The 19,342-nt window shown below is 71.4% G+C and carries 20 protein-coding genes and 1 tRNA gene; 15 read left to right on the top strand and 6 right to left on the bottom strand.

Features of this window, described 5'->3' with window-relative positions:
• Positions 1–123: 123 nt before the first annotated feature.
• The 3 genes from QSK39_RS06190 to QSK39_RS06180 are packed head-to-tail and all read left to right on the top strand — an operon-like array spanning position 124 to position 3,294.
• Positions 124–1,536, top strand: coding sequence for a hypothetical protein (locus tag QSK39_RS06190; protein WP_285476676.1), 1,413 nt, complete (start codon positions 124–126; stop codon positions 1,534–1,536).
• 10 nt (positions 1,537–1,546) lie between these two features.
• Positions 1,547–2,248, top strand: a complete 702-nt coding sequence (locus QSK39_RS06185; protein ID WP_285476675.1) for a response regulator transcription factor — start codon at positions 1,547–1,549, stop codon at positions 2,246–2,248.
• Positions 2,245–3,294, top strand: a complete 1,050-nt coding sequence (locus tag QSK39_RS06180) for a sensor histidine kinase (RefSeq protein WP_284742838.1) — start codon at positions 2,245–2,247, stop codon at positions 3,292–3,294. Before QSK39_RS06185 ends, QSK39_RS06180 begins: the two co-directional genes overlap by 4 nt.
• Positions 3,295–3,396: 102 nt before the next feature.
• Here QSK39_RS06180 and QSK39_RS06175 read toward each other — a convergent pair whose 3' ends face one another.
• Positions 3,397–4,452 (bottom strand): NAD-dependent epimerase/dehydratase family protein, encoded by a 1,056-nt coding sequence (locus tag QSK39_RS06175; RefSeq protein ID WP_285476674.1) that lies wholly within the window; start codon positions 4,450–4,452, stop codon positions 3,397–3,399.
• A 123-nt stretch (positions 4,453–4,575) separates the two neighbouring features.
• Between QSK39_RS06175 and QSK39_RS06170 the strand changes: the two genes are divergently transcribed.
• The 3 genes from QSK39_RS06170 to QSK39_RS06160 all read left to right on the top strand — a co-directional run bounded on the left by QSK39_RS06170 (position 4,576) and on the right by QSK39_RS06160 (position 6,210).
• Positions 4,576–5,076, top strand: a complete 501-nt coding sequence (locus QSK39_RS06170) for a MogA/MoaB family molybdenum cofactor biosynthesis protein (RefSeq protein WP_013230045.1) — start codon at positions 4,576–4,578, stop codon at positions 5,074–5,076.
• Between the two features lie 35 nt (positions 5,077–5,111).
• Positions 5,112–5,900: an aldo/keto reductase gene (locus QSK39_RS06165; protein ID WP_353051035.1), complete on the top strand. Its 789-nt coding sequence runs from the start codon at positions 5,112–5,114 to the stop codon at positions 5,898–5,900.
• Positions 5,901–6,036: 136 nt separating this feature from the next.
• On the top strand, positions 6,037–6,210 hold the full coding sequence (locus tag QSK39_RS06160) for a hypothetical protein (protein ID WP_285476673.1): 174 nt from the start codon (positions 6,037–6,039) through the stop codon (positions 6,208–6,210).
• 6 nt (positions 6,211–6,216) lie between these two features.
• Here QSK39_RS06160 and mscL read toward each other — a convergent pair whose 3' ends face one another.
• The 4 genes from mscL to QSK39_RS06140 all read right to left on the bottom strand — a co-directional run bounded on the left by mscL (position 6,217) and on the right by QSK39_RS06140 (position 8,408).
• Positions 6,217–6,630 carry a large-conductance mechanosensitive channel protein MscL gene (gene mscL, locus QSK39_RS06155; RefSeq protein WP_285476672.1) on the bottom strand — a complete coding sequence of 138 codons (414 nt, stop codon included), beginning with the start codon at positions 6,628–6,630 and terminating at the stop codon, positions 6,217–6,219.
• A gap of 28 nt (positions 6,631–6,658) precedes the next feature.
• On the bottom strand, positions 6,659–7,288 hold the full coding sequence (locus tag QSK39_RS06150) for an SAF domain-containing protein (RefSeq protein ID WP_285476671.1): 630 nt from the start codon (positions 7,286–7,288) through the stop codon (positions 6,659–6,661).
• Positions 7,289–7,419: 131 nt separating this feature from the next.
• Positions 7,420–7,731 (bottom strand): FmdB family zinc ribbon protein, encoded by a 312-nt coding sequence (locus QSK39_RS06145; RefSeq protein WP_285476670.1) that lies wholly within the window; start codon positions 7,729–7,731, stop codon positions 7,420–7,422.
• A gap of 86 nt (positions 7,732–7,817) precedes the next feature.
• On the bottom strand, positions 7,818–8,408 hold the full coding sequence (locus tag QSK39_RS06140) for a 5-formyltetrahydrofolate cyclo-ligase (RefSeq protein WP_285476669.1): 591 nt from the start codon (positions 8,406–8,408) through the stop codon (positions 7,818–7,820).
• A gap of 24 nt (positions 8,409–8,432) precedes the next feature.
• Here QSK39_RS06140 and QSK39_RS06135 point away from each other — a divergent pair, with 24 nt between their 5' ends.
• From QSK39_RS06135 to QSK39_RS06100, 8 genes are all read left to right on the top strand, one after another.
• A complete protein-coding gene (locus tag QSK39_RS06135) occupies positions 8,433–9,338 on the top strand; it encodes a UTP--glucose-1-phosphate uridylyltransferase (protein ID WP_285476668.1) in 906 nt (301 codons plus the stop codon).
• Positions 9,335–10,612: a molybdotransferase-like divisome protein Glp gene (gene glp, locus QSK39_RS06130; protein ID WP_285476667.1), complete on the top strand. Its 1,278-nt coding sequence runs from the start codon at positions 9,335–9,337 to the stop codon at positions 10,610–10,612. Before QSK39_RS06135 ends, glp begins: the two co-directional genes overlap by 4 nt.
• Positions 10,612–11,280 carry a GNAT family N-acetyltransferase gene (locus tag QSK39_RS06125; RefSeq protein WP_285476666.1) on the top strand — a complete coding sequence of 223 codons (669 nt, stop codon included), beginning with the start codon at positions 10,612–10,614 and terminating at the stop codon, positions 11,278–11,280. The genes glp and QSK39_RS06125 overlap by 1 nt, the downstream gene beginning before the upstream one ends.
• A 162-nt stretch (positions 11,281–11,442) precedes the next feature.
• On the top strand, positions 11,443–12,291 hold the full coding sequence (gene sepX, locus QSK39_RS06120) for a divisome protein SepX/GlpR (protein WP_285476665.1): 849 nt from the start codon (positions 11,443–11,445) through the stop codon (positions 12,289–12,291).
• A 53-nt stretch (positions 12,292–12,344) separates the two neighbouring features.
• Positions 12,345–12,417: transfer RNA gene (locus QSK39_RS06115), tRNA-Ala, on the top strand.
• Positions 12,418–12,578: 161 nt separating this feature from the next.
• Positions 12,579–12,917, top strand: coding sequence for a HEAT repeat domain-containing protein (locus tag QSK39_RS06110; RefSeq protein ID WP_285476664.1), 339 nt, complete (start codon positions 12,579–12,581; stop codon positions 12,915–12,917).
• A gap of 315 nt (positions 12,918–13,232) precedes the next feature.
• The gene (locus tag QSK39_RS06105) at positions 13,233–14,168 is read left to right on the top strand and encodes an ATP-binding cassette domain-containing protein (protein ID WP_285476663.1); all 936 of its coding nucleotides are present in this window, start codon (positions 13,233–13,235) and stop codon (positions 14,166–14,168) included.
• Complete coding sequence (locus QSK39_RS06100) at positions 14,165–14,905, top strand: ABC transporter permease (RefSeq protein WP_285476662.1); 741 nt, start codon at positions 14,165–14,167, stop codon at positions 14,903–14,905. Before QSK39_RS06105 ends, QSK39_RS06100 begins: the two co-directional genes overlap by 4 nt.
• Here QSK39_RS06100 and QSK39_RS06095 read toward each other — a convergent pair.
• Positions 14,889–18,005, bottom strand: a complete 3,117-nt coding sequence (locus QSK39_RS06095; protein ID WP_285476661.1) for an AfsR/SARP family transcriptional regulator — start codon at positions 18,003–18,005, stop codon at positions 14,889–14,891. The two genes, QSK39_RS06100 and QSK39_RS06095, sit on opposite strands and share 17 nt — an antisense overlap.
• A 103-nt stretch (positions 18,006–18,108) precedes the next feature.
• On the opposite strand from QSK39_RS06095, the gene QSK39_RS06090 reads away from it, so the two are divergent.
• Positions 18,109–19,308, top strand: a complete 1,200-nt coding sequence (locus QSK39_RS06090) for a cytochrome P450 (protein ID WP_285476660.1) — start codon at positions 18,109–18,111, stop codon at positions 19,306–19,308.
• The last annotated feature ends 34 nt before the right edge of the window (positions 19,309–19,342 follow it).

Genomic DNA, 19,342 nt, shown 5'->3' with positions numbered 1-19,342 from the left:
ACGGATCGCGGAAAACCCTTGCGCTCCTTACTGAATCATGACGAGTGACGAGTTCTTACCGGCTCGTTACAGCTGCCTGCGCGACCCCGCGGGTTCGTGCCCGCGGACCTAGGGTGGACAGCGATGAGCGAGCCGAACCCGGCAGCCCGGCTCGCCGAGCCGCCTGCCCGCGAACCCGAACTCCCGCCACCCGATCGACCCGGGCGCCGCGCCCACCGGGCCGATCTCCTGGCCGTCGTGGCGGCCGCGGTGCTCGTGGCCGCGGCCGCCGCGGTCGGCTCGTACTACAACCGGCCGCACTCCGGCGTCGTCATCTTCGTGTCCTCGCCGCCGTTGTTCGCCGACTGGCTCCCGCACGTCGGCCCCGGCTCGGTGTTCGCCGTGCTGATCGCCGTCGCGGTGGTGCTCCACGGCCCCGCGCTGGCCGTCCGCCTGCCGTGGCGCCGGGCGCTCGCCGCCGGCTACCTGGCTTCCCTGGCCTGGATCTTCTCGCTGTCGATGGTCGACGGCTGGTCCCGCGGGTTCGCCGGCCGGCTGACCATTCCGCAGGAGTACCTCCACGAGGTGCCCGGCATCACCGACATCCCGCGGATGCTGCGCGAGTTCTCCTCCCGCATCCTCGACTTCCAGCCGGACTCGTGGACGACGCACGTGTCCGGCCACCCGCCGGGCGCGACGCTCGTCTTCGTCTGGCTCGACCGGCTCGGCCTGCACGGCGGCGCCTGGGCCGCGACGGCCGTCGTGCTCGTCGGCAGCCTGGTCGCGGTCGCCCTGCCCGCCACCGTTGCCCTGCTCGGCCGGCCCGACGCGGCTCGCGCGGTGCTGCCCTTCGCCGTCCTGACGCCCGGCGCGGTGTGGATCGGCGTCTCGGCGGACGGCCTGTTCGCCGGGACGACCGCGACCGGGCTGGCGCTGCTCGCGTTGTCCGCGAAGGGGTTCAGCGTGGGCCGCCGGTACGCCGTCCCGGCCGGGCTGGCCGCCGGTGTGCTGCTCGGCTTCGGGATCTTCCTCTCGTACGGCCTGGTGCTGCTCGGCCTGCTCGCGCTCGCCGTGGCCGTCCTCGGCCGGCAGTGGCGGGCCGCCGCCCTGGCCGTCGCGGCGGCGCTGGCCGTCGTCGGCATCTTCGCGTGGGCGGGCTTCTGGTGGCTCGACGGCTACCACCTGGTCGTGGAGCGCTACTACCAGGGCGTCGCGCTCGTCCGGCCCTACTCGTACTGGGTCTGGGCGGATCTGGCGGCGGTGGTCGTCGCGCTGGGCCCCGCGGTGGTGGCCGCCGTCCGGCGAGGCTTCGCCGGGGGAGGTCGTGGCCTGCTTTCCGACCCGGTGCTGCTGCTCGGTGCCGCCGCCCTGCTCACCATCGTGTTCGCCGACGTCTCGGGCCTGTCGAAAGCCGAGACCGAACGGATCTGGCTACCGTTCGGGATGTGGTTGCTGCCGATGACGGCCCTGCTGCCGCGGCCCGGGCGCCGATGGTGGCTCGCCGCGCAAGCCGTGACGGCGCTGGCGGTCAACCACCTGCTGCTGACCGGCTGGTGAGGGAGACGTGATGAACGATCAGGCCGGGCGCGTGCTCGTGGTCGACGACGACGAGACGGTCCGCGACGTCGTGCGCCGCTACCTCGAGGTGGCCGGGTTCACCGTCGACCAGGCCGGCGACGGCGCCGAAGGGCTGGCCCAGTTCGCCGCCCACGAGCCGGACCTAGTCGTCCTCGACGTCATGATGCCGGGGATCAACGGCCTCGAGGTGTGCAAGCGGCTGCGCCAGGTCAGCCAGGTGCCGATCGTCATGCTCACCGCCCTCGGCGAGGAGGAGAACCGGATCGCCGGGCTCCAGCTCGGCGCCGACGACTACGTCACGAAACCGTTCAGCCCCAAGGAACTCGCCCTGCGCGTCGCCTCGGTGCTGCGCCGCGCGCGGATGCCGCGGCCGGTGCCGGCCGCCGCCGAACTGTCGGACGGCGACCTGCGCCTGCAGATGACCGCGCGCACCGCGACGCTCGCCGGCCGCGAACTGCCGTTGACTTCGCGCGAATTCGATCTGCTCGCGTTCTTCCTCGCCCACCCCGGCGTCGCCTACTCGCGCGCGGACCTGCTCGAGAAGGTGTGGGGCTGGGACTTCGGCGACCAGTCCACGGTGACCGTCCACGTGCGACGGTTGCGCGAGAAGATCGAGCGCGACCCGGCCAAGCCGGCCCGGGTGGCGACGGTGTGGGGTGTCGGCTACCGCTACGACCGGGAGCAGCCGTGATCGAACCTGGCGAGTCCTTCGCGGAGACGTTGACGCACCTCTGGCACATCCTGCCGCTGGCGCTGCTCTTCTCCTTGCCGATCGCCGCGCTCGGCGGGGTCGTGCTCTACTTCCTCCGCCGCGGCTCGCTGGCCACCACGCTCACGGTGCTGGTGCTGATCCCGGTGCTCTCGACGCTGGTCGGCGTCCTGGGCGTCAGCGGGTTCATGTTCACCCCGGCGCTGACCACGATGCTGCTGGTCTGCCTGCTCGTCGCCGTGGGCACCGTGCCGGCGGCGATCATCCTCGGCCGGGCGATCGCGCGCCGCAGCGTGTGGGAGCGGGAGGCACGCAACCGCGAGCGCGCGGCCGAGGCGTCGCGGCGCGAGCTGGTCGCGTGGATCAGCCACGACCTGCGCAGCCCCCTGGCGGGCATCCAGGCGATGGCCGAGGCGCTGGCCGACGGCGTGGTGTCCGAACGCGACGAGGTCGCCGACTACGCCCAGCGGATCGGCGGCGAGACCAGGCGCCTGTCCGCGATGGTCGGCGACCTGTTCGAGCTCTCGCGCATCACCGCCGGCGCCCTCGAGCTCACCATGTCCGCGGTGCCGCTGCGGGACGTCGTCAGCGACGCGGTCGCCGCCCAGTCGCCGGTCGCCGAGCGCAAGCGCGTGCGGGTGCTCGCCAACGCGTCGACCTGGCCGGTCGTGACCGGGAGCGACCCGGAACTGGCCCGGATCGTGCGGAACCTGGTGTCCAACGCGATCCGGCACACCCCGCCCGACGGGACGGTGGCGGTGCAGATCGGCGTCGACGGCGACGAGGCCCTGCTGGCCGTCGACGACTCCTGCGGCGGCATCCCCGACGACGAGATCAGCCGGGTTTTCGACGTCGCCTTCCGCGGGACCCAGGCCCGGACGCCGGAGCGTGGCGGGACGACCAGTGGCGGTGGGCTCGGGCTGGCGATCACCAAGGGGCTCGTCGAGGCCCACCGCGGGAAGATCGGCGTCCACAACCACGGGCCGGGATGCCGGTTCGAGGTGCGGCTGCCGCTGGCGATGTCCTAGACCGGGTCGCGCAGTTCGTCGCACGACCAGGCCCGATCCGGCCCGGCCGGTTCCACTTCGATTGTCGTCGTTGTTCCCCGGCACCGAGCGGACCTGCACCTGTCAGACCGGGGCACGCAGTTCGGCCGTTGCGAAGTCGGCGATTCCCTCTTCGAAGCCGATCTCCGCGGTGAAGCCCAGCAGTTCGCGGGCGCGAGCCGGGTTGGCGACCACGTGGCGGACGTCGGCCGGGCGCGCGCCGCCGGCCACCTTCGGCTTCGGGCCGGCGCAGGCGCGTGCCAGTTCTTCGGCCAGTTCGCCGACCGTGTGCGGGGTGCCGGAGCAGATGTTGAGCGGTGTCAGGTCGCCCGGCGGGCCGGCTGTCCGGAGAGCCAGGACGTTTGCCCTGGCGACGTCGTGGACGTGCACGAAGTCGCGCTGCTGGCGGCCGTCCTCCAGCACCACCGGTGCTTCGCCGCGCTCCAGGGCCGAACGGAACAGCGACGCCACCCCCGCGTACGGGGTGTTCTGCGGCATCCGCGGGCCGTAGACGTTGTGGTAGCGCATTGCCCACACGCTGCCGCCCGTCTGGCGTGCCCACGCGCCGGCCAGGTGTTCCTGCGCGAGCTTCGCCGCCGCGTACGTGCTGCGGGGGTTCAGCGGCGCGTCCTCGGGCACCAGCCGCCAGCTCAGCTCGGCGTCGCAGGCCGGGCAGCGCGGCTCGAACCGGCCGGCGTCCACATCGGACGCGCGGCGCGGTGACGGCGGGACGACGCCGTGGTCCGGGCACTCGTACCGGCCTTCGCCGTAGACGACCATCGACGACGCCAGCACCAGTTTCCGCACCCCGGCCGCGTGCATCCCGGCGAGCAGGACCGCTGTGCCGTAGTCGTTGTGCAGCGCGTACGACGGCGCGTCCGACGGGTCGACGCCGTGCCCGACCACCGCCGCCTGGTGGCACACCGCGTCGACGCCGTCCAGCAGCTCGGCGACGAGCTCGGTGTCGGTGACGTCGCCGCGCAGGAACCGGTGCCTGCCGGTGTACGCCGGCGGGGTGCGGGAGCCGTGGGCCGTCGGGAGGAGGTTGTCGAGCACCACGACCTCGTCGCCGTCGTCCGCCAGCAGATCGGCGATGTGGGACCCGATGAACCCGGCTCCGCCGGTGACCAGTACGCGCACACCGGTCAGGCTAGGGGGCCGCGGACCGGCGTGCCCGGCCGCGCGCGGGCACGTCACGGAATCGTCAGAACTCACCCGGCACCTCCCGGCGCCGGGTGCCCGAAACCGACTACGGTGGGCGCCATGGAACGGAGTGCACAACGGCTGGGCCGGGCCCTCGTGGTCATCGTGGACGATCGCGTGGCGCACGGCGAGCACGAGGACACCACTGGCCCGCTGGTCACGGAACTGCTCGAAGAAGCGGGTTTCATCGTCGACGGTGTCGTGGTCGTCGAGGCCGAGACCGCGGGTATCCGCAACGCGCTCAACACCGCCGTGATCGGCGGCGCCGACCTGGTGATCACGGTCGGCGGCACCGGTGTGCTGCCGCGTGACCGCACGCCGGACGCCACCGCCGGGGTGCTCGACCGGCCGATCCCCGGCATCAGCGAGGCCATCCGGGCGTCCGGGCTCGCCGCCGGGGCCGTGGACGCGGGGATTTCGCGGGGGCTCGCCGGGGTGTCGGGGAGCACGCTGGTGGTCAACCTCGCCGGATCGCGGTCCGCGGTGCGCGACGGGATGGCGACGCTGACCTCGCTCGTACCGCACGTGATCGACGAGCTGTCGGGCCTCGAAGAGGTCTGATCCCTTCGCACTTCCGGATCGGCGGAGACCTGGAGGTGCGCCGCCTCGGCTTCGGGGCGATGCACCTGCCGGTGGACTCCGCGCGAGACCAGGCGATCGCCGTCGCGCGGCGGGCCGTCGAGCTGGGTGTCACGCTGATCGACACCGCTCACCTCTACGGCGGCGGAGCCAACGAAGAACTGCTCGCGTCGGCGTTGTACCCCTACCCGGACGAGCTGGTGATCACCACGAAGGTGGGGGTCGCGCGCACCGGACCCGGCGGCGAGTGGCGGCTCGACGCCCGGCCCTCGATCTTGCGTGAGCAGGTCGAGCAGGCGCGGCGCCGCCTTCGGGTGGAGCGGATCGACCTGCTCCAGCTGCACCGCATCGACCCGGGGACGCCGCTCGCCGACCAGCTCGGCACGCTGCGGGAGCTCCAGGCCGCCGGGAAGGTCGGGCGGATCGGGCTGTCCGAGGTGACCGTCGACGAGCTGGCCCGCGCCCGGGAGCTCGTCGAGATCGTCAGCGTGCAGAACCGGTACAGCGTGCTCGACCGGGAGCACGAGCCGGTGCTGCGGGCGTGCACCGAGGCGGGCATCGCGTTCCTGCCCTGGCGGCCGGTGGCTCCCGCGACGGCCGACGCGGGTGCGATCGCCGGTGTTGCCGCCGAGCTGGGTGCCACCGCCGCGCAGGTCGCGCTCGCCTGGCTGCTGGCGCGGTCGCCGGTGATCCTGCCGATTCCGGGGACGGGCCGGATCGCGCACCTGGAGGAGAACGTCGCCGCGGCCGGGCTCCAGTTGAGCCAGGAACAGCGGGAGCGGCTCGACGCCCTCGTCGAGGACTGACCGGGCCGGCTGCTCGGAGCCGCGCGCCGGGTTCCTCCACAGCGAGGAGCAGATCCGCGGGCGGCGGGACGAGGCGCCGCCGGGGGTGAACTTCGCTCTGGAGTTGTCAATCAACGCGTCGTGGGAGACTGGGGGCATGTCCGGTCAGCAGCGTGATCCCCAGGCCAGCAGTGAGCGGCGCCGGCGGGTCGATGAGATCTTCGGGGACGTCCTGCCCGAGACGACCTCCGACGAGCGCGATCCCGACCGGCGTACCGGGCTCCCGGACGACTGGTACCGGGAGAACCGGCCGCCGCACCACGATCGCTGATCCCGCTCAGCCGCGGCCGTTGTCGCGCTGGGCCTGGGCTCGCAGCAGGTCGCGGATCTCGATCAGCAGCTCGACGTCGGTCGGCTCGGACGGGCCCGGCTCCTGGCCGCGCTTGCGGCGCTCCTGCACGTGCTTCACCGGCAGCACGATCACGAAGTAGACCACTGCCGCGACCAGCACGAAGTTGATCGCAGCGTTGATCACGCTGCCGATGTCCAAGAACGTGGCTTTGTTGTTGTCGAAGATCTGGTAGCCGAGGCCCTGAGCGGCGTCCGTGCCGCCGATCGTGCTGATCAGCGGCTTGATGAGGCCGGTGGTGAACGCCGTGACGATGGCCGTGAACGCCGAGCCGATGACCACCGCGACGGCGAGGTCCACGACGTTGCCGCGCATCAGGAAGTCCTTGAAACCCTTGAACAACTTGCTCTCCTCACGAACAGGGGGTGGGCTAGCGGAGAGTAACCGTTACCGGACGCTCCAGTGAAATCGCCGCCACCCTCGTCGCGATCGCCGCCGGGAGCCGGAGCAGGACGAGCGGACCTTTCGCCGCGGACGCCTCCCGCTGTCCGACCGCCACCACCGTCGCGCCGCCGGCCAGCACGGACGCGGGTACGCCCGGTTCCGGCGCCGCGACGACGTCCACGCGCCGGCCTGGCTCCAGCAACTCGGCGACGCCGGCGTCGGCCAGGCGCACCGGCACTGTCGCCGACGTCGGATCACCCGAGCCGGGGATGGTCGTCGCCAGCCGGACGTCGGTCAGGGGTTCGCCGGCGCGGACGGCGCCCGCCAGCAGGTGGCCGTCGACGCCGTCCAGCGAGCTCAGCGCCCCCGCCGGACGTGCGGAATCGGGGAGGTCGGCCAGTCGGACGTCGAGAGCGCGCAGAGCCGCGCCGGAAGGGAGGTCGTGCGCCGCGACGACGGTCGGAGTCGTCGGTGCGCCCCGTGCGGAACCGGGGTGCGCGAACAGCAGCGCACCGGCCAGCAGCAGGCCTACGGCGAGCCAGCGGCGGACGAGCCGAGCCCGCCGGCCTCGCAGCCGGGTCAGATCAGGAGTGCGGAACTTCGCCGCCAGGTCCACGGTGCCCCCTCGGTCGGATCGGGTGCGGCGGTGTGCCGCACGAGATCGACGTTAGGGAAGCCGGACCGGCCGCCGGAAGGGCCGGATCCGGCACCTGTGGACAACCGGGGTGTTGTGGACAACCTCGCCGGTCAGGAGGCGGCGGCGGTGGTTTTCGTCGTACCCGAGGAGGAGGATGCCGAGCTCGTGTCGGACTTGGACTCGGACTTCGACTCCGTCTTGGTCTCGGTCTTCGACGGGGTCGACGCGGTGCTCGACTTGCTCGAGTCGCGCGAGTCGGTGCGGTAGAACCCGCTGCCCTTGAAGACCACGCCGACCGAGCTGAACACCTTGCGCAACGTGCCGGAGCACTGCGGGCACACGGTCAGGCTGGGGTCCGAGAACGACTGCACGGCTTCGAACCGGTGGTCGCATTCTTTGCAGGCGTACTGGTACGTAGGCACTGAGGGCTCCTTTGCTGGCACTCATCCGACCAGAGTGCCAACCTGATTGTGCTGGAAAACATTCCCCGAAAGCAATTCCACGTTGCTCACATCGGCAGGTCGAGCACGCCTCGACCCGGCGTCAGAGCCCCGCTCATGCGCACGTCGTGGGGTTCGCCGGGCAGCCGTTCGACCAGCTCTTCGTCGCGGACGACGGCCAGCAGCGCCACCCCGGCCGCGGCGAACACCAGCGAGCGATCGTAGTGGCCGGCACCCCGCCCGAGCCGGACGCCCCGGTGGTCGACGGCCAGTGCGGGCACCAAGATCAGCTCCGCGGCCCCCACGGCCTCGGTACCCAGGCGTTTCCCGCCCGGTTCGCGGATCCCGCGGAACCGGGACGGCACGAGATCGGCCTCGCCGGTGTACTCGGCCCAGTCGAGCGGGTCCGCGCGCGAGACGATGACCGGCAGCAACACCCGCGCGCCCCCGGCCGCGAGCGCGTCGACGAGCGCCGTCGTCCCCGGTTCGGTGCCGAAGGGCAGGTACGCGCACACCGTCCCGGATGTGACCTTCGACACCGCGCTGACCAGTGCCGAAGCTTCTCGGGCGTGCGATTCGGCGGTCTGGTCCGCCCGTGCGCGCGCCAGCCGGTCACGCCACTCCGCCTTGCTCAGGTGCTCATTGCCCAGCGCGTGCATGACCTCACGTTAGGCTCTGCGCCCATGACGGGCGCCGCAACCACCCAGACGTTCAGAACCGCCATCGTGCCGGCCGCCGGCCTCGGGACGCGCTTCCTGCCGGCGACGAAGGCCGTGCCCAAAGAGCTGCTGCCGGTGGTCGATACGCCGGGGATCGAGCTGGTCGCGGCCGAGGCCGCCGCCGCGGGTGCGGAACGGCTGGTCATCGTGACTTCGCCGGGCAAGGACGCCGTCGTCCGCTACTTCGAAGAGCAGCCCGAGCTCGAGAAGAACCTCGAGGCCAAGGGCAAGACCGAGCTGCTCGAGAAGGTGCGTCGCGGGTCCGGCTTGCTCGCCGTCGAGACCGCCATCCAGGAGCAGGCGCTCGGCCTCGGCCACGCCGTCGCGCAGGCCGAGCCGAACCTGACGCCGGACGACGAAGCCGTCGCCGTGCTCCTGCCGGACGACCTCGTGCTCCCCACCGGCGTGCTCGAGCGGATGGGCGCGGTGCGGGCGCAGTACGGCGGCAGCGTGCTCTGCGCGTTCGACATCCCGAAGGCCGACATCTCGCCGTACGGCGTCTTCGACGTCACCGACACCGACGACGCCGACGTCAAGCGCGTGCACGGGATGGTCGAGAAGCCGAAGCCGGAGGACGCGCCGTCGACGTACGCCGCGGCCGGGCGCTATCTGCTCGATCGGGCGATCTTCGACGCGCTGAAGCGGATCACGCCGGGTAGCGGCGGCGAGCTGCAGCTGACCGATGCGGTCGCGCTGCTGATCTCCGAAGGACACCCGGTTCACGTCGTCGTGCACCGCGGCGGACGCCACGACCTGGGGAATCCGGGTGGTTTCCTGCGCGCCGCGGTCGATTTCGCGCTTGAAACGCCCGAGTACGGTCCATCTTTACGGGCGTGGCTGACGGAACGGATCGGGACAGAACGCCCATGACGGAATCCCTCGACGCGGCACCGCCCGAAGTGGCCGGGGACGAGACCGAGCTGCGCTCGGTCGACGCGCAGATCTCGATGACCTTGGACGCCGCCGTCCGGCCTCAGCCGGTGCGCGTGGCGATCTCCGAGGCCCAGGGGCTGCTCTGCGCCGAGGAGGTCGTCGCCGAGCACGCGCTGCCCGGCTTCGACCAGGCCGCGATCGACGGTTACGCCGTGCGCAGCGTCGACGTGCGCACCGCCGGGCAGGAGCCGGTGCAGCTGCCGGTCGTCGGGGAGATCGCGGCGGGCTCGCGCCAGCCGCGGCGCCTGCAGCCCGGCCAGGCCGTGCGGGTCGACACCGGCGCGCCGCTGCCGACGCTGGCCGACGCGGTCGTGCCGCTCGCCTACACCGACGGGCACCAGGCCCGGGTCACCGTGCACCGCTCGGTGCCCTCGGCCGGCTACGTGCGCCGGGCCGGCGAGGACGTCCAGATCGGCGACGTCGCGGTGCGCCGCGGCGACACGATCGGGTCGGCGCAGGTCGGCCTGCTGGCCGCGGTCGGCCGGGCCAAGGTCCTCGTCTTCCCGCGGCCGCGGGTGTCGATCGTGTCGGTCGGCGACGAGCTGGTCGACATCGACCGGACGCCGTCGGTCGGGCAGGTCTACGACGTCAACTCGTACGCGCTCGCCGCGGCCGCCCGGGACGCGGGTGCCGAGGTCAGCCGGGTCGGCATCGTGCCGAGCGAGCCCAAGCGGCTGCGGGAGATCGTCGAAGGCCGGCTGCTGATGTCGGAGATCGTCGTGGTCGCGGGTGGCGCCGGAGGCGCCACCGGTGACGAGGTCCACGCGGCGCTGTCCGACCTCGGCCGGATCGACATGACGCGGGTCGCGATGCACCCGGGCTCGGTGCAGGGGTTCGGCAGGCTCGGCCCCGACTCGGTGCCGACGTTCCTCATCCCCGGCAACCCGATGAGCGCGCTGGTCGTGTTCGAAGTGCTGGTCCGGCCGCTGATCCGGGCGGCACGCGGGACGCGCAACCCGCACCGGCGGATCGTCGGGGCGCGGCTGCTGTCGCCGATCACGTCGACCGAGGGCCGGCGCGGCTTCCTGCGCGGCCAGCTCCTGCGCGACGAGGCCAACGGCGAGTACCTGGTCCAGCCGCTCGGCCAGTCGGGGGCGCACCTGCTCGCGTCGCTGGCCGAGGCGAACTGCCTGATCAACGTGCCGGAGGAGCTGACCGACGTCCCCGCGGGCGAGCAGGTGCAGGTCACCTTCCTGGCGCAACGGGCCTGATGAACTCCGTGTCGGGGTTGTCCTACCCGGTCGAGAGCCGGCACCCGGGCTGGCCCGCCCGGCTCGGCCCACTGCGGGTGCCCGCCGGGGAGGTCGCGATCCGGCCGGTGCGGCTGCGCGACGCCGGCGAGTGGAGCCGGATCCGGCTCCGGGACCGGGCCCACCTCGAGATGTGGGAGCCGACCGGCGTCGGCCCGTGGCCCGAACGCAACGCTTTCTGGTCGTGGCCGTCGCAGTGGGCGGCGTTGCGGTCGCTCGCGCGGCGCGGTCAGTGCCTGCCGTTCACGATCACCCTCGACGGACGGCTCGCGGGGCAGATCACTGTGGGTAACGTCATCCGGGCGTCGCTGCGGTCCGCCTGGATCGGCTACTGGGTGTCGTCCGACGTGGTCCGCGGCGGGGTCGCGACGGCCGCCGTCGCCCTGGTCACCGACCACGCCTTCGGCCCGGCCGGGCTGCACCGCCTGGAGGCGACCGTGCGCCCGGAAAACGCCGCCAGCCTGCGGGTTCTCACCAAGGCGGGCTACCGGCAGGAGGGCCTGTTCGAGCGTTACCTCGACGTCGCGGGCGCCTGGCGGGACCACTACTGCTTCGCCGTGACGCGGGAGGAGACCGGCGCCGGGCTGGTGTCGCGGCTGGTTGCGGCGGGCCGGGCCGAGTACGCCTGACGGTCATTACCCACCCGGGCCCGTGAGCGCGTTACCACATGCTGTGAGATTCACCTAATCCGGTGAGGCATTTCCGTGATCCAACCCGGCGAGCCTCCGTCCGATCTGTTACTCCTGTGACTAGCGTGATTTCAGGTGAAGGATCGGGGGAGGTGACGGGAGATGCCCAGCTCCGTGATCATCGTCGCGCTCGCCGCGGCATGGCTCGTCGTTCTCGTGCCCATGGTCGCGCGTCGGCGGCAGCAGGTGGCCCATACGGCCGACTCCGCGCTGGCGGCCAGGGTCGTACGCAGTGGACGCAACGAAGACCGGGAGGAATTCGCCATGTCCGAGGAGATCGTGAAGTCCCGGCCATCGGTCGAGGACGACCTCGCGGAGCTGGAAGCCGACCTCGAGCTCGAAGACGACTACGAGGAGCCGGAGCCCGAGCCGCTCCCGCAGCCGTCCCGCGCCGAGCGGGCGGAACGGGCCGAGCGCGCCGGTTACCGCCCTGGTCGCGGCGGCTTCGACCCCGAAGCGGCGGAGATCGCCGCGCGGGCGAAGTACAGCTTCCGGCAGCGCATCGTCGTCATCCTGCTCACGATCGCGGTGATCACGGCCGCCGTCGCCGGGTTCGTCATGCCGCTGGTCTGGTGGGGCCACGCGGCGGTCGACGTCGTGCTCGTCGGCTACCTCGTGTACCTGCGCCGCCAGGTGCGGATCGAGGAGGAGATCCGGCAGCGCCGGCTGGCCCGCTTCAACAGCACTCGCGCGCCTCGCCGCCCGGCACCGCGTCCGTCGGTTCCGGAGGACACGATCGAGGACTCCTTCGAGGACGACGACCCGGTCGAGGAGACCGAGCGCGTCGAGGTGGTCGAGCCGGTCCGCCGGGAGGTCGTCGAGCGCCGTCCGTCGCCGACCGCGCGGGTTCGCCGGAGCGCGGTGGTCGTGGATCTGGATGACGAGGACCCGGCTTTCGAGGAGCTCGACGAGCCCGGGACCGGGCCTTATCGGCGGGCTGTCGGAGAGTGACCCCCTCCGAAACGTGCTCGTAGGGCACTGCTAAGCTCTACGAGCACAACCAAGGGGCTGTAGCGCAGTTGGTAGCGCGTCTCGTTCGCATCGAGAAGGTCAGGGGTTCGATTCCCCTCAGCTCCACAGCAGGTCAAGGGCCGTCCACAGTAGAGTGGGCGGCCCTTTTCGTTGCCCTGATAGCAGCAAAGTACAGCAGTGGCGCTACTTATCGAGGCTCTCGGCAAGACGCCTGAGCGCTGAACCAACGCCAAAACCTGTGCGTGACGCACGATAGGCTCTGAGTCATGGTTCAGGGCTTTGACGCGGCGATGCGGCTGATGCGCAACCGCGACCCGCAGTGCCAGGAAGACGGCTTTGCCCAGCTGCGAGCACACGCCGCCGATTACATCGCCGCATTGATCGAGCAGTTCGAGAACGAACAGCAGGACCAGGGACTGCGCCGCTGGCTGCTGCAACTGATCGCAGAGGCCGAATCTCCTGCTGCGCTGTCAGTGCTCGCCGCGCAACTCGACAGCGCGGACGAGTCACTGCGCGGGTGGGCAATCACCGGGCTGACGCAGCTGACCACTCCTGAAGCACGATCCACGCTCTGGCATGCACGAGCCAACGGCACGATCGCCTAGTCAAAATCAGGATCTACGGCTGAGTACTTGCCCGCCGTGCTCGTGAGAGCTCAGTTGCCCGCTGTGCGGCGAACTCGCGTCAGATGGTCGAAGTTGGATGCGCCGCTCATAACGGCGCTGGATGAGCGCGCTCAATCGCTGGGTGACTCGACCTGCGGGCTGCCGGCTGGCCGATCCACCGCGGCAGCTCGCTTTGGCCGGTTTTCCCTGCGTGTCGAAGTTACTGAGGCGGCCGAACATGAGACCGACCCGTGACAGGCGCCGTGTCAGGTTGGGGTCAGGTCTGTGTCAGGGGGGACCTTCAAAGTTCTCCCCATGACCACCTCAGCGATCACCGCGACGGGCCTTCGGAAGGCCTACCAAGACAAAGTCGTGCTCGATGGCGTCGATCTGGATGTTGCCGCCGGGAGCGTTTTCTCGCTTCTCGGGCCCAATGGGGCCGGGAAGACCACCACCGTCAACATCCTCACCACCCTCGCGCAGGCCGATGGTGGCACCGTGCGCGTCGACGGGCATGACGTCGGCTCCGAAGCCAAGGCCGTTCGGAAGGCCATCGGGGTCACCGGGCAGTTCGCCGCCGTCGATGAACTGCTCACCGGGCAGGAAAACCTGCAGCTCATGGTCGATCTCAGCCCCGTCAAGAACGGGAAGCGGGTCGTTGCCGATCTGCTCGAGCGGTTCGAACTGACCGAGTCCGCCGGCAAGCCCACCTCCACCTACTCCGGTGGCATGCGGCGGAAGCTCGACCTCGCCATGACGCTCGTCGGCGATCCGCGGATCATCTTCCTCGACGAGCCGACCACCGGGCTGGACCCGCGTAGCCGGCGCACCATGTGGTCCATCGTCAAGGACCTCGTCGCCGACGGCGTCACCATCTTCCTCACCACCCAGTACCTCGACGAAGCCGACCAGCTCGCCGACAAGATCGCCGTGCTCGACCGTGGGCGCCTCGTTGCCCAGGGCACGCCCGATGAGCTCAAGCGGCAGATCCCCGGCACGCACGTCCGGCTGCGGTTCGCGAGCGTCGCCGAGCTCGACGCGGCCGCGCGGGTCATCGCCGGCTCCACTCGCGACGACGAAGCCCTGACCCTGCGGGTTCCCGGCGACGGGGACACGAAGTCGCTGCGGAACCTGCTCGACCGGCTCGACGAGTACGCGATCGACGCAGAAGAGTTCTCTGTCCACACCCCCGATCTCGACGACGTCTTCCTCGCCCTGACTGGCCGCACCACGGAGGTAGCACCGAAATGAACGCCCAGACCGTCATGCTGCGCCGCAACTTCAAGCACATCGCCCGGAACCCGACCTCGGTGTTCAACGCCGTCCTGATGCCGATCGTGATCATGCTGATGTTCGTGTACATGCTGGGAGACGCCTTCGACGTCGGCGTGAACTACGTCGACTACGCGACGCCCGGCCTGATGCTGCTGGCCATCTGCTACGGCCTCGGCGCCACCGCGACGTCGGTGAACTCCGACATGACCAAGGGCATCATCAACCGCTTCAAGGTCATGGACGTCTCGCGCGGCGCGGTGCTGACCGGGCACGTCGTCGCCAGTGTCCTGACGAACGTCGTCGCCATCGCGGCTCTCGTCGGCGTCGCGTTCGCGCTGGGTTTCCGGCCGCACGCGAGTTTCCTCGACTGGCTCGGCGTCGTCGGCATGGTGCTGCTGCTCGCGTTCGCGGCCGGCTGGCTCACCGTCGCTTTGGGACTGTTCGCCAAGTCGCCGGAGACGGCGGGCCTGGCTTCCGTGCCGCTGGTCATGCTGCCGTTCTTCAGCAGCGCGATCGCCCCGGCCGACAAGATGGGCCCGGGCCTGCGGCAGTTCGCGGAGTACCAGCCCTTCACGCCGATCATCGAAACGGTGCGCGGGCTGCTCAACGGCACGCCGTCGACCGGCTACGCGATCGCCGCGACCGCCTGGTGCGTCGGTATCGCCGCCGTCGGCTACCTGTGGGCCCGGTCGACGTTCAAGAAGCGAGCGTGACTTCGGCCAGCTCGCGCCAGCTCGCTCCCGTCCCCTCCTGAGTCGCCTCGGTGAACTTCGTGTCACCGAGGCGATTCCGCGTCGCCTGTTCGATCCGGGCCGCGTCCGGGTGGGACCGATCGGTCACGCCGCGCACGGCGGCGCTCGCCGCGAGCAGCCGCGCCGCTTGTTCGAACTCTTCGCGGCGCAGGGCCAGGTCCGCGATCCCGACGAGCACCTGCGCGATCATCGGCGCGGTCCCCGTCTCCGACGCCGCCCGGAAGGCCACGGCCCGGTGGTCGCGCGCTTCGCCGAGATCCTCGGCGAGGTAGCCGAGCAGGTCCTCGGTCGTCACCTGGACGTTGGGGCGCTCGGCGGCCGTGCCCAGCGTCGCCGTCGCGACATCGAGCTGACGGCGTGCTTCGACGGCGTCGCCGCTCCAGCGGGCCAGCTCCGCCTTCGCGAGGGCCAGCTCGGTCAGCGCCTCCGGCCAGGCGACCCGTTCCGCGAGCCGCTGCGCCTCGGCCATCGCCGACGCACTGGCGTCCTCGTCGCCCGCCAGCCAGTAGAGCTGGGCCTGCCGCGACCGCATCCGCACGACGTCCTCGATCGCGCCGACCTCGGTGACGACGACGATCGCCTGCTCGTAGTGCGCGCACGCGCCGGCGAACTCGCCGCGCATGGCAATCCGGTCGGCCAGTTCGGTCAGCGCGAACGACGTCCCCCAGCGTTCGCCGAGTGCGCGGAACTCGGTCAGCGCCGTCTCGAGGAAGCCGTCCGCCTCCTGCTCGTCGCCGCCGAGCTGGATCCGCATCTTGCCGAGCTGCAGCCGCGCGAGACCGCGGACCCACGGGTCCTCGTCGGCGAGCAGCGGTTCCCACGCGGGCAGGAACTCCTCCGGTGTCCGCAGCATGCGTTCCAGCGCGGCGACCAGCGACACCGCCGGGTGCGGGTGCCGGATGCGGCCACTGAGTTCGTGGACCTGGTGGATCCAGTCCGCCGCCTGGAACTGGTCGCTTTCCCGGCCGGACGTCAGGAAGCCCGTGACGAACGCGTACACCGTGGCGCGGATTTCGTCGGGCACCTCGCCGGGGACGGCGGTGGCCGCCATGAGCAGCTCGTTGCCCTCGGTCTTGTGCCCGGCGAGCCACCAGTACCAGCCGGCCGCCGCCGCGAGCCGCATCGCCTCGGGCGCTTCGCCGGCCGAGAGGGCCCCGCGCATCGCGGCGGCGATGTTGTCGTGTTCGGCGTCGAGGGTGGCGAGCCACGTCAGCTGGTCGGCCCGGCGAAGGTGCGGCTCCGCGGTTTCGGCGAGCTCGGTGAAGTACGCGAGGTGCGCCTGACGCGCCGAATCCGTGTCCCCGGCTTCGGCGAGCCGCTGCTCGGCGTACTCCTTGATCGTGCCGAGCATCCGGTAGCGCGGCGCCTGATCGCCTTCGGTGACGACCAGCGACTTCTCGGCCAGCGCGGTCAGCAGCTCCTCGGCCGCGTCGCTCGCGCAGACCCGCTCGGCCGCTTCCAGGCTCGCGCCGCCGGCGAACACCGAGAGCCGGCACAGGACGCCGCGTTCGTCGTCGGAGAGCAGTTCCCAGCTCCAGTCGATCACCGCGCGCAGCGTCCGGTGCCGCGGCAACGCGGTGCGGCTGCCGCCGGTCAGCAGGCGGAACCGGTCGTCGAGGCGGTTGGCGAGCTGCTCGAGCGACATCGTGCGCAGCCGGGCCGCCGCGAGTTCGATGGCCAGCGGCATCCCGTCCAGTGCCCGGCAGACGCGGGCCAGCGTCGACAGCGTCGCGGCGTCGGAAGCGAGGTCCGTGCGCACCGCTTGAGCTCGATCCCGCAGCAGCCGGACGGCCGGCGCGGACTCGATCTTGGCCGGGTCGGCGTCGTCGGCCGGCAGGACCAGCGGCGCGACCGGCCACAGCGACTCACCGGTGATGCCCAGCGGCTCGCGGCTCGTCGCGAGGATCCGCAGTCGGCGGCACTCGCCGAGCACGCGGTGGGCGAACGCCGCCGCGGACTCGATGACGTGCTCGCAGTTGTCCAGGACCAGCACCAGGTCCCGGTCGCGGATCGCCGCGATGACCCGGTCCGTGGGCTCGGCTTCCGGCGCGTCACCGAGCAGCGCGTCCCGCAGCTTGAGCGCCGACAGCGTCGCCTGGGCGACGTCGCCGTCCGCGCCGATGGGGGCGAGCTCGACGAGCCAGGCGCCGTCCGGCACGTCGCCGAGCATCGTGCGCGCGGTTTCCGTGGCCAGCCGCGTCTTCCCCGAACCGCCCGGCCCGACCAGCGTCGTGAGGCGGTGCCCGGCGACGAGCTCGCCGACCGCGGCGACGTCGGCGTCCTTGCCGACGTAGCTGGTCAGCTCGGCCCGCAGGTTGGTCTTCCGCGTCTCTTCCCGCCGGCCCAGCTCGCCCCGCAGCAGCGCGACGTGCAGTTCGGACAGCTCCGGCGACGGGTCGACGCCCAGCTCGTCGGCCAGGGTTTCCCGCAGGCGTTCGTAGACGAGCAGCGCTTCGGAGTCGCGGCCGCTCGCGACGAGAGCCCGCATCAGCGCGCCGACCAGCCGTTCCCGGACCGGGTTCGCGGCGACCAGGTCGGCCAGCTCTGTGACCAGCTTCACACCGTGACCACGCTCGATCTCCGCGTCGAACCGGTCTTCCAGGGCCGCCAGGCGCAGGCCCTCGAGCCGGGTGACCGCCGCGTCGAACGCCGCGCTCTCCTGCAGGCCGACGTCCTGCATGGCCGCGCCGCGCCACAACGCCAGGGCTTCGCGCAGGCGGCCCGGATCGTCTTCGTCGCGGGCCTGGGTGACGAGGCGCTCGAACCGCACGGCGTCGACGGCGTCGGGGTCGACGGTCAGCCGGTAGCCGGCGGACGAGCCTTCGACCTCGCCGTCCGGCAGGACCTTCCGCAGCCGGGAAACCAGGCGCTGCAACGCGTTCGCCGCGTCGGCGGGCGGGTGCTCGCCCCAGATCCAGTCGACGAGCGTCGACTTCGGCACCACGCGACCCGGCTCGAGCGCGAGAGCGATCAGCAGTCCGCGCAGCCGGGCGCCCGGCACGTCGGCCACGACGCCGTCGTCCGCGCGCACTTCGAATGACCCCAGTATCCCGATCCGCACGCGGCCGATCATGCCACGGGCCCCCGGGTGTCCGGGCCGTGTCAGCGCCATGTCAGGTCTCCCGGCGATCGTGGTCGGCACACCCACCACGAAAGGACCTCCGATGGACATCCCGCAGGGACTCCCGATGGAGCGCGACGCGGGTCCGTTCGACCCGCCCCGCGAGATCACCCGGCTTCGCGAGGCCCGCCCGGTGAGCCCGCTGGCGTTCCCCGACGGGCACGAGGGCTGGCTCGTCACCGGCTACGAGGCGGTGCGCCAGATGATGGCGGACACGCGGTTCAGCTCGCGGCTGGACCTCGACGTCGTCCACGTGCCGTACGAGACGCCGGGCATGCCCGTGGCGACCGAACCGTCCCCGCAGCTGCCGGGCATGTTCATCGCGATGGACCCGCCGGACCACGGCCGGCTGCGCAAGCGGCTCACCGGCGCCTTCACCGTGAAGCGGATGAAGCAGCTCGAAGAGCACATCGCGGAGATCGTCGAGCGGCAGCTGGACCACCTGGCGCGGCTCGCGCCGCCGGTCGACCTGGTCAAGGAGTTCGCGCTGCCGGTGCCGTCGCTGGTGATCTGCGAACTGCTCGGCGTCCCGTACGAGGACCGGGACAGCTTCCAGGCCAACTCGGCGCAGTTCATGGTCCGGGACCAGACGCTGGAAGAGAAGATGGGCGCGTACATCGCGCTGAACACGTACCTGTCCGAACTGGTGACGCGCAAGCGTTCTTCGCCGGGTGAGGACATTCTGTCCGACCTGGCCGGTCACGAGGACCTCACGATCGAGGAGCTGACCGGGGCCGCGTTCCTGATGCTGATCGCGGGGCACGAGACGACGGCGAACATGCTGTCCCTGGGGACTTTCGCGCTGCTGGAGCACCCTTCGGAACTCGCTTCGCTCGCTGCGGATTCGTCGTTGATGCCGGGGGCGGTGGAGGAGCTGCTGCGGTACCTGTCCGTCGCCGACATCTTCTTCCGTTACGCGACGGAGGACCTTTCGCTCGGAGGCGAAACGATCGCCAAGGGGTCGACCGTCGTGGTTTCGTTGCTCGCGGCCAACCGCGACCCGCAGCGCTTCGACGACCCGGATGTGTTGGACATCCGGCGCAATGCGCGGGGTCTGTTGTCCTTCGGCCACGGCGTGCACCAGTGCTTGGGGCAGCAGCTGGCGCGCATCGAGATGCGCGCGGGGTTCGAGGGGCTGCTGCGCCGCTTCCCGACTCTCCGGCTCGCCATCCCCGCCGGAGAGGTGAAGCTCCGGACCGACATGAACATCTACGGTGTTCACGAGTTGCCGGTCACCTGGTGAGCTTCGGGGCCGTGACACGCGGGAAAGCGTGTCA

Origin of the sequence: Amycolatopsis sp. NBRC 101858, assembly GCF_030269325.1 — a bacterium.
GTDB lineage: Bacteria > Actinomycetota > Actinomycetes > Mycobacteriales > Pseudonocardiaceae > Amycolatopsis > Amycolatopsis ponsaeliensis.
This window is presented reverse-complemented; position numbering and strand designations above follow the sequence as displayed.